Below are 12,673 nucleotides of genomic sequence, written 5' to 3'. Positions count from 1 at the left end.
GGGCACGACTTGCCGGACTCGGCGAATAGCTTTACAACTAGCCGCACATTGGCCTGGCGCGTCTGAAAAACCATGAACTCGATTTCCCGTGCGGTACCCGAAGTGGCGCTGCAAGCGATCCGCAAACTGATCACTGAGCAGGGTTTCGGTGCGGGCGATGCGTTGCCGTCGCAACGGGACCTGGCGCTGCAACTGGGCGTCAGCCGGGCGTCATTGCGTGAGGCGCTGTCGTCGCTGAGTGCGCTGGGCGTGGTCAGTATTCAGCCGGGCAAAGGCGTGTTCGTGCAGTCGCCCGTAGAGTTGCCGCGTGGTGCGCAGGCACCGGGCTGGCCATTTGCGGCGCAAGCGTCACCGCTGGACATCTTTCAATTGCGCTATGCGCTGGAAGGCTTCGCCGCAGGGCTGGCGGCGGTCACGTTAAGCACGTTCGATCTGGATGCGCTCGAAGACAACGTTGCGGCCATGCGTGACCAATTGAAGGTCGGTGACTTTGAGGCAGCAGCAAAACTGGACTTCGAATTCCACCGCCGAATCCTCTTGGCCAGCGGCAATCAGGCGATGCTGAGCATCCTTACCGCCAGCGCCGAGATGTTCCTGGAGAGCCAGAAACTACCGTTCATCCGTGCCGAACGCGCCATGGAAACCTGGCAGGAACACCGCAAGATCCTCCGCGCCCTCGCGCGCCGGGCATCGGGTGCGGCGCAAAAAGCCATGCAGGAACACGTGCGCAACGCCGCCCTGCGTACCGGAATTGCTTTCATTGCCCCCGCCACGACGTGACTTGAGCTATACCCAAACTCATCGAGTGCCATAGCAAGACTCAATCAACTGCGGCTTCCTGAACAGGGGAAGGGCGGCTATGATGGGCCACGTTTTTTTGCTTACAACCTGGAGAATTCCATGAGCAGCGATCTTATCAAACACGTTAGCGACGCTAGCTTCGAAGCCGACGTACTCAAGGCCGAAGGCGCTGTCCTGGTCGATTACTGGGCTGAATGGTGCGGTCCTTGCAAAATGATCGCTCCGGTTCTGGACGAGATTGCCGAGACTTACAAAGGCAAGCTGACCGTGGCCAAACTGAACATCGACGAAAACCAGGAAACCCCGGCCAAGCACGGCGTGCGTGGTATCCCGACGCTGATGCTGTTCAAGAACGGCAACGTTGAAGCGACCAAAGTCGGCGCCCTGTCGAAGTCGCAACTGGCGGCTTTCCTCGACGCCAACATCTAAGCGTCGCTGTAAAGTGCCTGAAAAAAAGCCCCGCAAATTAGCGGGGCTTTTTGCGTATTCAGGGCTAGACGCTCCGAAACTCAGGTGGTACATTCGGCCCCGCACTGGTTTCTCCATTGCCCCCTGCTAGCCGTCGCCGACGCACTCCTTTTCGAATAAGTACGCGATCCTGTCGCCTTCTCTGCGGCGCGGCCTCATTAAGCCAAAAGCTTAATTTCCCCCCCCTCCATAAATGATTACGTCATTCCTATATGAATCTGACTGAACTCAAGCAAAAGCCGATTACCGAACTGCTCGAATTGGCCGAACAGATGGGCATAGAAAATATGGCCCGTTCGCGCAAGCAGGACGTGATTTTCTCCCTGCTGAAAAAGCACGCGAAAAGCGGCGAGGAAATCTCCGGTGATGGCGTGCTGGAGATTCTCCAGGACGGCTTCGGCTTCCTGCGCTCCGCTGACGCTTCCTACCTGGCCGGCCCGGACGATATCTACGTCTCGCCAAGCCAGATCCGCCGTTTCAACTTGCGCACCGGTGACACCATCGTTGGCAAGATTCGCCCTCCGAAGGAAGGCGAGCGGTATTTCGCCCTGCTCAAGGTCGACACGATCAACTTCGATCGTCCCGAGAACGCGAAAAACAAGATTCTCTTCGAGAACCTGACTCCGCTGTTCCCGACCGTGCGCATGAAGATGGAAGCCGGTAACGGCTCCACCGAAGACTTGACCGGTCGTGTCATCGACCTGTGCGCCCCGATCGGCAAAGGCCAGCGTGGTCTGATCGTTGCACCGCCGAAAGCCGGTAAAACGATCATGCTGCAGAACATCGCCGCGAACATCGCCCGTAACAACCCTGAAGTTCACCTGATCGTATTGCTGATCGACGAGCGTCCGGAAGAAGTAACCGAAATGCAGCGCACCGTGCGCGGCGAAGTGGTTGCCTCGACCTTCGACGAGCCGCCGACCCGTCACGTGCAGGTTGCTGAAATGGTGATCGAGAAGGCCAAGCGACTTGTTGAACACAAGAAAGACGTGGTGATCCTGCTCGACTCCATCACCCGTCTGGCCCGTGCCTACAACACCGTGATCCCGAGCTCCGGCAAGGTATTGACCGGTGGTGTCGATGCCCACGCCCTCGAGAAGCCAAAGCGTTTCTTCGGTGCCGCGCGTAACATCGAAGAAGGCGGCTCGCTGACCATTATCGCCACCGCGCTGGTTGAAACCGGCTCGAAGATGGACGAAGTGATCTACGAAGAGTTCAAGGGTACCGGCAACATGGAACTGCCTCTGGATCGCAAGATCGCCGAGAAGCGTGTGTTCCCGGCCATCAACATCAACCGCTCCGGCACCCGCCGCGAAGAGTTGCTGACTGCCGACGACGAACTGCAGCGTATGTGGATCCTGCGCAAGCTGCTGCACCCGATGGACGAAGTGGCTGCCATCGAGTTCCTGGTCGACAAGCTGAAAACGACCAAGACCAACGACGAGTTCTTCTTGTCGATGAAGCGTAAGTAATACACACGCTGTAAAAAAGAACGCTCCCGAAAGGGGGCGTTTTTTTTTGCTTTCGGCGGGCGTGACTTTGCTGATGCGTCAGTCGCCTTGTTTGATCGACAGTTTCCCGTAAGGGCAACAAACCATGTGTACTTGGGTGGCGGTTACCGTGATATCGACGGATTAAGGGCACTGACGGGCTGCTGTTTGCCCGTCAGAGCAGGTAGGATGTACGCCTATTTTGAGGGTGCCATCGTCAATGAAATTCAAGGATCTTCGGGATTTCGTGCAGCAGCTTGAGCAGCGCGGAGAGTTGAAACGCATCCAGATTCCCGTCTCGCCGGTGCTGGAAATGACCGAGGTGTGCGATCGCACACTGCGGGCCAAGGGCCCGGCGCTGTTGTTCGAAAAGCCCACTGGCTACGACATCCCGGTGCTCGGCAACCTGTTCGGCACGCCTGAACGGGTGGCGATGGGCATGGGCGCCGAGTCGGTCAGCGAGCTGCGCGAAATCGGCAAGCTGCTAGCGTTCCTCAAGGAGCCGGAGCCACCGAAGGGCTTGAAAGACGCATGGTCGAAACTGCCGATCTTCCGCAAGATCATCTCGATGGCGCCGAAAGTCGTCAAAGACGCGGTGTGCCAGGAAGTGGTCATCGAAGGCGACGACGTCGACCTCGCGATGCTGCCGGTGCAGACCTGCTGGCCCGGCGACGTCGGCCCGCTGATCACCTGGGGCCTGACCGTCACCAAAGGCCCGAACAAGGACCGGCAGAACCTCGGTATCTACCGTCAGCAAGTGATCGGTCGCAACAAGGTGATCATGCGCTGGCTCAGCCACCGTGGCGGCGCTCTCGACTTCCGCGAGTGGTGCGAGAAGCATCCGGGCCAGCCGTTCCCGGTGTCCGTCGCCCTGGGTGCGGATCCGGCGACCATTCTCGGCGCGGTGACGCCAGTGCCGGACAGCCTGTCCGAATACGCTTTCGCAGGCCTCTTGCGCGGTAACCGCACCGAACTGGTCAAGTGCCGTGGCAACGACCTGCAAGTGCCGGCCACCGCCGAAATCATCCTCGAAGGCGTGATCCATCCGGGCGAGATGGCTGACGAAGGTCCTTACGGCGACCACACCGGTTACTACAACGAAGTCGACAGCTTCCCGGTGTTCACCGTCGAGCGCATCACCCACCGGATCAAACCGATCTATCACAGCACCTACACCGGCCGTCCGCCGGATGAGCCGGCGATCCTCGGAGTTGCGTTGAACGAAGTGTTCGTGCCGATCCTGCAGAAGCAGTTCCCGGAGATCACCGACTTCTACCTGCCGCCGGAAGGCTGTTCGTACCGCATGGCTGTGGTGACGATGAAGAAGTCGTATCCGGGGCACGCCAAGCGCGTGATGCTCGGTGTCTGGTCGTTTTTGCGACAGTTCATGTACACCAAGTTCGTTATCGTCACTGACGACGATATCAACGCCCGTGACTGGAACGACGTGATCTGGGCCATCACTACGCGCATGGACCCCAAGCGCGACACGGTGATGATCGATAACACGCCGATCGACTACCTCGACTTCGCCTCGCCGGTCTCCGGCCTGGGGTCGAAAATGGGCCTCGATGCCACCCACAAGTGGCCGGGCGAAACCACTCGCGAGTGGGGTCGTGTGATCGTCAAGGACGACGCCGTCACCCAACGGATCGATGCCATCTGGAATCAGTTAGGAATAGATTGATGCGTGTAACCCTGCAGCCCTCCGGAGCAGTGCTTGAGATACAGCCCGGTGAGCGGATTCTCGACGGCGCGCGGCGTCTGGGCTACGAATGCCCGCAAAGCTGCCGCAACGGTAATTGTCATGTGTGTGCGGCGTTGCTGGTTGAAGGCCGCGTCGCGCAGGATGGCAAAGTGCACGACCACGGCGAGTTCTACACTTGCATAGCCGAGCCGCTGGAAGACTGCATCCTGCTGTGGGATGGCGTGCTCGCGCTGGGAGAACTGCCGATGCGCAGCCTGTCGTGTCAGGTCATCGAGTGCCGCGACGTGGGTGGCGACACCTGGCGTGTGCGGCTACGCGCTCCGGCGGGCAAGCCACCGCGTTATCACGCCGGGCAATATTTGATGATCGAGCGCGAGAACGGCGAGAAGTCGGCGTTCTCTATGGCCTCGGCACCGCACGGCGGGCGTGATCTGGAAATCCATGTGCTGGCGCGCGAAGCCAGTGCACTGAGCCTGATCGAACAGCTGCGACGCAACGCGATGGTGCGGGTCGAGTTGCCGTTCGGCGATACGCATCTGGCCGAGCTGCCCGACGGGCCGCTGGTGTTGGTTGCCGCCGGCACCGGCATGGGCCAGATTCACGCCCTGATCGAACACTGCCGCGCCAACGGCTTCAAACACCCGGTGCATCTGTACTGGGGCGTGCGCCGTCCGGAAGATTTCTATGAGATCGAACATTGGGACGAGTGGCTGAAATTACCCAATCTGTTCCTGCATAAAGTCGTCAGCGATCAATGCGGTTGGGAAGGGCGCTGCGGCATGCTGCATGAGGCAGTGTGTGAAGACTTCCCGGATCTGAAGTCCTTGCACGTCTACGCCAGTGGCTCACCGGCGATGGTCTACGGCACTCTGGATGCACTGGTAGAAGCCGGCATGGATGCCCATCAAATGCGTGCGGACGTGTTCGCCTACGCTCCCCGTTCCTGATTCCTTATAACGCTATATATAGCCGATCGGTATTTATGTAATTGCATAAATACCGCTAGGTTATATAGCAATCAGGCAATCAATTAAGAACTGTGCCATGGCACTCAAATTGCCTTAAAACATATGTGCCTTATTGTTACAGCGGTGCGTTCTATTAAGTAATTCTTCACTCGCGGGGAGCTGAACGCTATTCGCCATGAGCGCCATTGAAAACGCTTTTCTGAATTTGAATTACCCTCCGCGGCTCGATCTTGGGCCGCAGCTGACGCACGAACAACTTCTCGCTTCCATGCAATCAACCATGGCGCGCCACAAGGGCGGGCCGGTGTGGCTGTTCGCGTATGGCTCACTGATCTGGCGGCCTGAATGCTCGGCGGTGGAGCGGGTGCGCGGCCGCGTGCATGGCTACCATCGCGGTTTGTACCTGTGGTCGCACGAGCATCGCGGCACGCCGGAAATGCCGGGACTGGTGTTTGGTCTGGATCGCGGCGGTTCGTGCAGCGGCTTCGCCTATCGCTTGCCCGAAGACAATCTCGACGCTGCGCTGTACGCCTTGTGGAAACGCGAGATGCCGGTGCCGTCTTATCGGCCGCACTGGCTCAACTGCCGGCTCGAAGATGGCACTCAGGTGCAGGCCCTGGGATTCGTATTGGAGCGACACCTGCCCAGCTATGCCGGCAACTTGCCGGATCACGTGCTGAGCCAGGTGTTCGCAAGCGCTTGCGGGCGTTACGGCACTACTCGCGATTATGTCGAGCAGACCGCCCACGCCCTGCGCAGCCACGCCATGCCAGACCGTAATCTGGAGGCGCGGCTCAAGCGCTGTAAATCACAAAGCGATCAAGCGACTGCTTCACGGCTCTGACTGGCGATTTGCTTGTGCCAAAGCGTCGGGGCCAGGAACGCCATCGACAGCAGGCAAGCGCCCACCAGCAGCACAAAACCACCGTCCCAGCCGAAGTGGTCAACGGTGTAGCCCATCGCTGCACTGGCTGCGACCGAACCACCCAGATAGCCGAACAGGCCGGTGAAACCCGCAGCCGTGCCGGCGGCTTTCTTCGGCGCCAGTTCCAGCGCCTGCAGACCGATCAACATCACCGGGCCGTAGATCAGGAAGCCGATCGAAAACAGCGCGATCATGTCGACGGTCGGGTTGCCGGCCGGGTTCAGCCAGTAAACGAGGGTCGCCACGGTCACCAGCGCCATGAACACCATACCGGTCAGGCCACGGTTGCCACGGAAGATCTTGTCCGACATCCAGCCGCACAGCAGCGTGCCGGGAATGCCCGCCCACTCGTAGAAGAAGTAAGCCCACGAAGTTTTATCGACGGTGAAACCCTTGGCTTCCTTGAGATAGGTCGGCGCCCAGTCCAGTACGCCGTAGCGCAGCAGGTAAACGAAGACGTTAGCCATGGCGATGTACCAGAGCATTTTGTTGCGCAGCACGTATTTGACGAAGATTTCCTTGGCACTGAATTCGTCTTCGTGGCTGGCGTCGTAGCCTTCCGGGTAATCGTTCTTGTACTTCTCGATGGGCGGCAGGCCGACTGATTGCGGAGTGTCGCGCATGGTGATGAAGGCAAATACCGCCACGCCCAGCGCCACGGCTGCTGGCACGTAAAACGCCGCGTGCCAGTCGTTGAACAAGCCCATGCCGAGCAGGAACAGCGGGCCGATCAGGCCGCCGCCAACGTTATGCGCCACGTTCCACACCGACACCACGCCGCCACGTTCCTTCTGCGACCACCAGTGCACCATGGTCCGGCCACTTGGCGGCCAGCCCATGCCCTGGGCCCAGCCGTTGATGAACAGCAGGATGAACATCATGGTCACGCTGGACGTTGCCCAAGGCGCGAAACCGAAAATGAACATCACCCCGGCCGAGACCAGCAGACCGAACGGCAGGAAGTAGCGCGGATTGGAACGGTCGGACACCAGGCCCATGAGGAATTTCGACAGGCCATAGGCAATGGCGATCGCCGACATCGCCAGACCCAGATCGCCACGGCTGTAGCCTTCGTCGATCAGGTACGGCATGGCCAGCGAGAAGTTTTTGCGCAGCAGGTAGTAACCCGCGTAGCCAAAGAAGATACCGGCGAAGATCTGCCAGCGCAGGCGTCGGTACGTGCTGTCTATTTTTTCTTCAGGCAATGGAGCCTGATGTGCGGCAGGACGAAAGAAAGCAAACATTCAAGAGCTCCAGATTTCTTGTTTTGACTGCGGATGCGAATGTTACAGTTTCGTTACCGAAAATAGCACCGGTTCGCATCGAGCAAATAGCGGAAAATGTTGGAAGTCGCGCGTTCCTTTACGAACCTGTCGCTCAGCTGTAAGAACAGGGCGTTTTTACTGTCTGTGGACATGGAGTCACTTAGACTTGCGGCCAATCCCGAGATTTAGCAGAGATAAGAGATGCCAGTGAAGGTTCGCATGTTGGTGCGCAGATTGTGGGCAGCGGCAGCACTCTTGATTTCGGTTGTGGCGTTGGTTTGGGCTGATCATCCGGAAGAGTCAGGTCTTCGCAATGCCACGGTGTTGATCATTCGTCATGCGGAAAAACCTGATGTCGGTTCGGTGCTCAACGCCCGAGGCGAGCAGCGAGCAGCCGCCTATGTCGACTATTTCAATCCTCTAAAGCTGAACGGCGAGGCCCTGACGCCAGAGCGTCTGATTGCTGCCGGTGACAGCCCGGAAAGCTCTCGGTCACGCTTGACCCTGACACCGCTGGCCGCGCGTTTGAACCTGCCGGTCGAGCAGCCTTACATCAATGGTGATATCCATAAACTGGTCAAGCTGCTGCGCCAGGGCAACCAGGCAAAAACGGTGTTGATTGCCTGGCACCACGGGAAGATCAATAAGTTGATTGCAGCCTTTGGCGGCAATAGCACTGCATTGATCGGGCGGGAAAAATGGCCGGATGAGGTCTACGACTGGGTGATCGTTTTACGCTTTGATGAGAAAGGGCGACTGATTCCGTCTCAGAGCGAAAAGGTTCAGGAGCATCTGATGCCCGGTGACGTTGCAGTCGCAAACGGCAGCTAAACATCCGTCAGAAAAATTACCTGCGACTATTCGCGCAGCGGATTTGTACGGTTTCCCGAGGGGATCAGGGAAACGTCCTGCATGCAGCGGCGAAGCTGCACCATTCAGTTAAAAGTCACTGCTCAGTAACCTTTGTGTTGTTGCCGGATAGGACAACTCACTAGGGAGGGGCAGGATCATGCGCTGGATTTTTGCTGGGTTTTGGTTGTTGGTCGGCTGTTCTGCGCTGGCCTCAGAAGTGTTTTTGATACCGGAAAACAATCCCAAGCCGATTTACCCTCTAGAACTGCAAAGGGCAGGTATAACGGGCGAGGTGAAGGTTAGTTTCATCGCCAGTGCGGATGGTTCAGTCAGCGAAATCAGCATTCGAGAGAGCACTCATCCTGACTTGGCCGATGCGGTTCGAGTCGCGATAGCGCAGTGGCGTTTCAAGCCTTGGACGGTTGAAGGGAATAAACCGGAACAGCAGGAAATCATCGCGCCAATGATTTTCAGGCTCGATCTGGATCAAACCATTCACGTCAACCAGCAACTGAAAGTCTTGCGATGCGGTACGGTTAACGAGCATCTGGCCAATATTGACGAGTATTCATGGATCGATTCGGCGGTGTTCGCACAAACTCGTGCCTATCTTTCGAACGTCTTCCATAGAACCCAGCTGCCGGATGAACAGCGTCTGGCGATAATTGCCAAGATGAATCGGCAGGTTGGGACGATCGTCAGGGCTTGTCGGGAGAGCCCGACGCGCAAATTCATAAGCCTGTTACCGGCGGAGATTCGTGAATTGCTTTGATAACACAGGCCAGAGCGACCGAACCGGGCATTCTGGCCTGCATCGAAAGATAACTCAGCGCACTTGCACTACAACCTTACCCACCGCCTTGCGCTGGCCAAGATCATTGATCGCCTGCGCCGCATTGCTCAATGAGTACACCTGCGACACCAGCGGTTTCAGCTTGCCCTCGGCAAACCAGCCAAACAATTGCTGGAAGTTCGCCGCGTTGTCTTGCGGCTGGCGCTGGGCGAAGGAGCCCCAGAACACACCGAGCACTGCCGCGCCTTTGAGCAAGGCGAGGTTGACCGGCAGTTCCGGGATGCGCCCGCTGGCGAAACCGACGACCAGCAGACGGCCATTCCAGGCGATGGCGCGGATGGCTTGGTCGAACAGATCACCGCCGACCGGGTCGTAGATCACGTCGGCGCCCTGGCCATCGGTGAGGCGTTTGATTTCGTCCTTGAGGCTGGTTTCGCTGTAGTTGATCAGCTCATCGGCGCCGGCAGCCTTGGCCACGGCGAGCTTCTCCGCGCTGCTGGCGGCAGCAATGACGCGGGCGCCCATGGCTTTGCCGATTTCCACCGCCGCCAGGCCGACGCCGCCGGATGCACCGAGTACCAGCAGGGTTTCCCCCGCTTGCAGGTTGGCGCGTTGCTTGAGGGCGTGCATCGAGGTGCCGTAAGTCATGCTGAACGCGGCGGCGGTGTTGAAGTCCATCGACGGCGGAATCGGCAGGACGTTGTAGCCGGGCACCGCGACCTGTTCAGCGAAGCTGCCCCAACCGGTCAGCGCCATGACCCGGTCACCGACCTTGAGGTGGCTGACCTTTTCCCCGACCTCCGTGACCACGCCAGCCGCTTCACCACCCGGCGAGAACGGGAAGGGCGGCTTGAACTGGTACTTGCCCTCGATGATCAGCGTGTCCGGGAAGTTGACCCCGGCGGCGTGCACCTCCAGGAGGATTTCGTTCTTCTTCGCGACAGGGCTGGCGACGTCTTCCAGCACCAGCGATTCGGCAGGGCCGAAGGCTTTGCACAGCACGGCTTTCATCAGGGCTATTCCTTTGGGAGTGATGGCCGATAAGTGTAGGTGTGTCAGTCAACGGGTCAACGAGCATGCCCGGCCCTGATAGTCAGCCATAAGCTTGTGCTTGCGCGGCGGGTCGTTATGCTAGGCCGCAAACCGGATAAGGAGCGAATTGTGAAAGCGTGGATCATGTTGTTGCTGGCCCTGTCTCTGCCTGTGGCAGCGCTGGCCGAAGAAGCTAAAGAAGGCGAGGCGCCGAAGGTCAACTACATCACCCTGAGCCCGCCGTTCGTGGGTAACTACGGGTTGGACGGCACGCCGAAGCTTAAGGTTTACAAGGCCGATGTGGCGTTGCGCGTGACCGGTGAGGAGGCGACCAAACTGGTCAAGGCCAACGAGCCGCTGATCCGCAATCAGCTGGTGGCACTGTTCACCCAGCAGACCACCGAGGCGATGGGCAGCATCGAGGGTAAAGAGAAGCTGCGTCAGGAAGCGTTGAAGCAGACCCAGCAAGTGATGAATGACGAGACCGGCAAGCCGGTGGTTGAGGATCTGTTGTTCAATAACCTGATCATTCAGTAAGTCATTTGTTGTCCGGGCTGGCCTCATCGCGAGCAGGCTCACTCCTACAGTTGGAATGCGTTTCCCTGTAGGAGTGAGCCTGCTCGCGATGGCGATGTTTCAGGCAACATATTCCTCAGGGTTTGAGCGCAATCACCGCCGCCCACTGCTCCGCCGTCACCGGCATTACCGACAACCGCGAGCCCTTCTGCACCAACGGCATCTCGGCCAGCGCGGTCTGCTGCTTGAGGTAATCCAGCTTCAATACCCGGGCAAACGTCTCGACGTGTTCGACATCGATCGCACTCCAGGCATTTTTTTCCGGGGTAGCCTTGGGATCGAAGTAATGACTCTCCGGCTCCAGTGCGGTGGGATCCGGGTACGCCGCTTCGATAATCTTGCCAATCCCTGCAATCCCCGGCTCCGGGCAGCTGGAATGGTAGAAAAAGAACTCGTCACCCACGGCCATCGAGCGCAGGAAGTTACGCGCCTGATAGTTGCGAACTCCGTCCCAGCGCGCTGTGCCGAGCTTTTCCAGACCTTTGATAGAGAGTTCGTCGGGCTCGGACTTCATCAGCCAATAGGCCATGGTTTTTGCTCCTGAAACGGTCATTGGGCAGGTTGTCGGGCAATTTTATGACAAACCGACAGTCGGTTGACGTCAGCGTTTGCGCGCAGGTTCACGTTGTCGCAAAATGCCGGCCTTTAAAGCTTGACGCTGCTGCACGGCCTACGAACGGAAACCGCTGCTGTCATCGTGATGATGTGCCTTGAGGGGGGCAATCGATGAAACGCAAACCGGATCTACTATGGACTTTGGTAATTTTGTTTGGCTTGGGCGTCGTAACCACCGGTTATGCGCAGAGCTTGTGGTCGAACAAGGCCGACGCGCCGATTGAAGTCGCGCAACAGGTGCAACAGTCGACAGCCTTCAAACGCTGAAACGGCTTTCTCGACGCCGCTGATCTGCGCGGCGTCCTATCCCGCGAAATACCAAGCCTTGTCGCTGACCGTGCCTTGTAACGGTACATCCCAGCTTGCCTGCGCCAAGCGTTCGACCTTCTGACATTCATGGGCCAGGCCCAGCAGCGTCGGCTTGCGCCAGCTTTTTCGCCGAGCCAGATACGCCAGGCTGCGATCATAGAAACCGCCGCCCATCCCGAGTCGCCCGCCGACATCGTCAAACCCTACCAACGGCAATAACACCAGATCCAGTGTCCAGACCTTGCGTTGCTGTGCCAGATTGGCTCGCGGCTCGAGAATGCGGAAGCGATTGGGTTTAAGTTTCTCGCCGGGACGAATGCGTTGGAAAACCATCTTGGTGCGTGGCCAGGCGCTGAGCACCGGCAGATAAGTCGATTTACCCCGGCGTTGAGCTTCGCGCAGCAGAAGGCGCGGATCGATTTCACCGTCTGTGGGCAGGTACAGAGAGATATGTCTGGCCCGGCGAAAGTGCGGGTCTTGTGCCAGTTGCCGGTACAGGCCCTTGGCAGCCTGGCGTTGTTCGCTCTTGGTCAGCGCACGGCGCGCCTTGCGCAGCAGGCGGCGGAGTTGCGGGCGGGGCAGCAGCGCGGGTTCGGTCATGGTTCGGCTTCGGCAGGTTGGACGAAAACGTACGCATAAAAAATCCGATGGCGGTTTTCACCGACATCGGATTCGAATCAGGCTCCCCGGATGAACCGCTGTCAACTTAGCCCTTGAACCCGAAAGTTCAAGGTGGAAGATGCAGTAGACTTTAAGGCTTTCCGTCTAGCGGACATGCACACCAGCCCAACGTGCAACTTCCAGGGTAGTGCGAATCGGCTCAGGGACATCGTCAACTGGCAAGCACCCCAGGGAGTGCCGCGAGTATACC

At 58.6% G+C, this 12,673-nt stretch carries 14 protein-coding genes and 1 other RNA gene; 10 read left to right on the top strand and 5 right to left on the bottom strand.

Going from position 1 to position 12,673, the window contains the following annotated elements; translation table 11 throughout:
• The first annotated feature begins 72 nt into the window (after positions 1-72).
• The 6 genes from HU754_RS29035 (at position 73) to HU754_RS29010 (ending at position 6,279) form a co-directional block, all read left to right on the top strand.
• Complete coding sequence (locus tag HU754_RS29035) at positions 73-780, top strand: FadR/GntR family transcriptional regulator (RefSeq protein WP_093429746.1); 708 nt, start codon at positions 73-75, stop codon at positions 778-780.
• 120 nt (positions 781-900) lie between these two features.
• The gene (gene trxA, locus HU754_RS29030; RefSeq protein ID WP_003206727.1) at positions 901-1,230 is read left to right on the top strand and encodes a thioredoxin TrxA; all 330 of its coding nucleotides are present in this window, start codon (positions 901-903) and stop codon (positions 1,228-1,230) included.
• A 251-nt stretch (positions 1,231-1,481) separates the two neighbouring features.
• Entirely contained in the window at positions 1,482-2,741 is a 1,260-nt protein-coding gene (rho, locus tag HU754_RS29025) for a transcription termination factor Rho (protein ID WP_003229334.1), read from the top strand.
• Positions 2,742-2,979: 238 nt separating this feature from the next.
• Positions 2,980-4,446 carry a 4-hydroxy-3-polyprenylbenzoate decarboxylase gene (gene ubiD / locus HU754_RS29020; protein ID WP_003229330.1) on the top strand — a complete coding sequence of 489 codons (1,467 nt, stop codon included), beginning with the start codon at positions 2,980-2,982 and terminating at the stop codon, positions 4,444-4,446.
• A complete protein-coding gene (locus HU754_RS29015) occupies positions 4,446-5,414 on the top strand; it encodes a CDP-6-deoxy-delta-3,4-glucoseen reductase (RefSeq protein ID WP_186620112.1) in 969 nt (322 codons plus the stop codon). Before ubiD ends, HU754_RS29015 begins: the two co-directional genes overlap by 1 nt.
• A gap of 196 nt (positions 5,415-5,610) precedes the next feature.
• Positions 5,611-6,279 carry a gamma-glutamylcyclotransferase gene (locus HU754_RS29010; protein WP_093429749.1) on the top strand — a complete coding sequence of 223 codons (669 nt, stop codon included), beginning with the start codon at positions 5,611-5,613 and terminating at the stop codon, positions 6,277-6,279.
• On the opposite strand, the gene glpT is transcribed toward HU754_RS29010, so the two are convergent.
• Positions 6,255-7,604 (bottom strand): glycerol-3-phosphate transporter, encoded by a 1,350-nt coding sequence (glpT, locus tag HU754_RS29005; RefSeq protein WP_186620111.1) that lies wholly within the window; start codon positions 7,602-7,604, stop codon positions 6,255-6,257. The genes HU754_RS29010 and glpT overlap by 25 nt on opposite strands.
• 222 nt (positions 7,605-7,826) lie before the next feature.
• Here glpT and HU754_RS29000 point away from each other — a divergent pair, with 222 nt between their 5' ends.
• Both HU754_RS29000 and HU754_RS28995 read left to right on the top strand, forming a co-directional pair.
• The gene (locus HU754_RS29000) at positions 7,827-8,456 is read left to right on the top strand and encodes a flagellar basal body-associated protein FliL (protein WP_186620109.1); all 630 of its coding nucleotides are present in this window, start codon (positions 7,827-7,829) and stop codon (positions 8,454-8,456) included.
• A gap of 178 nt (positions 8,457-8,634) precedes the next feature.
• Complete coding sequence (locus HU754_RS28995) at positions 8,635-9,249, top strand: energy transducer TonB (protein WP_186620108.1); 615 nt, start codon at positions 8,635-8,637, stop codon at positions 9,247-9,249.
• Between the two features lie 54 nt (positions 9,250-9,303).
• Here HU754_RS28995 and HU754_RS28990 read toward each other — a convergent pair whose 3' ends face one another.
• Complete coding sequence (locus tag HU754_RS28990; protein WP_186620107.1) at positions 9,304-10,281, bottom strand: NADPH:quinone oxidoreductase family protein; 978 nt, start codon at positions 10,279-10,281, stop codon at positions 9,304-9,306.
• Positions 10,282-10,431: 150 nt separating this feature from the next.
• Here HU754_RS28990 and HU754_RS28985 point away from each other — a divergent pair, with 150 nt between their 5' ends.
• On the top strand, positions 10,432-10,839 hold the full coding sequence (locus HU754_RS28985) for a flagellar basal body-associated protein FliL (protein WP_027610485.1): 408 nt from the start codon (positions 10,432-10,434) through the stop codon (positions 10,837-10,839).
• A 115-nt stretch (positions 10,840-10,954) separates the two neighbouring features.
• Here the strand turns inward: HU754_RS28985 and HU754_RS28980 are convergent, their stop codons facing one another.
• A complete protein-coding gene (locus HU754_RS28980; protein WP_186620106.1) occupies positions 10,955-11,407 on the bottom strand; it encodes an EVE domain-containing protein in 453 nt (150 codons plus the stop codon).
• Positions 11,408-11,604: 197 nt separating this feature from the next.
• On the opposite strand from HU754_RS28980, the gene HU754_RS28975 reads away from it, so the two are divergent.
• The gene (locus tag HU754_RS28975) at positions 11,605-11,760 is read left to right on the top strand and encodes a hypothetical protein (RefSeq protein ID WP_016985917.1); all 156 of its coding nucleotides are present in this window, start codon (positions 11,605-11,607) and stop codon (positions 11,758-11,760) included.
• Between the two features lie 36 nt (positions 11,761-11,796).
• Here the strand turns inward: HU754_RS28975 and HU754_RS28970 are convergent, their stop codons facing one another.
• Both HU754_RS28970 and ssrS read right to left on the bottom strand, forming a co-directional pair.
• On the bottom strand, positions 11,797-12,402 hold the full coding sequence (locus tag HU754_RS28970; RefSeq protein ID WP_099757472.1) for a 5-formyltetrahydrofolate cyclo-ligase: 606 nt from the start codon (positions 12,400-12,402) through the stop codon (positions 11,797-11,799).
• A gap of 79 nt (positions 12,403-12,481) precedes the next feature.
• Positions 12,482-12,660, bottom strand: a non-coding RNA gene (gene ssrS / locus HU754_RS28965) — 6S RNA.
• Between the last annotated feature and the right edge of the window lie 13 nt (positions 12,661-12,673).

The sequence above is a fragment of the Pseudomonas zeae genome (genome assembly GCF_014268485.2).
Classification (GTDB): domain Bacteria; phylum Pseudomonadota; class Gammaproteobacteria; order Pseudomonadales; family Pseudomonadaceae; genus Aquipseudomonas; species Aquipseudomonas neuropathica.
This window is presented reverse-complemented; position numbering and strand designations above follow the sequence as displayed.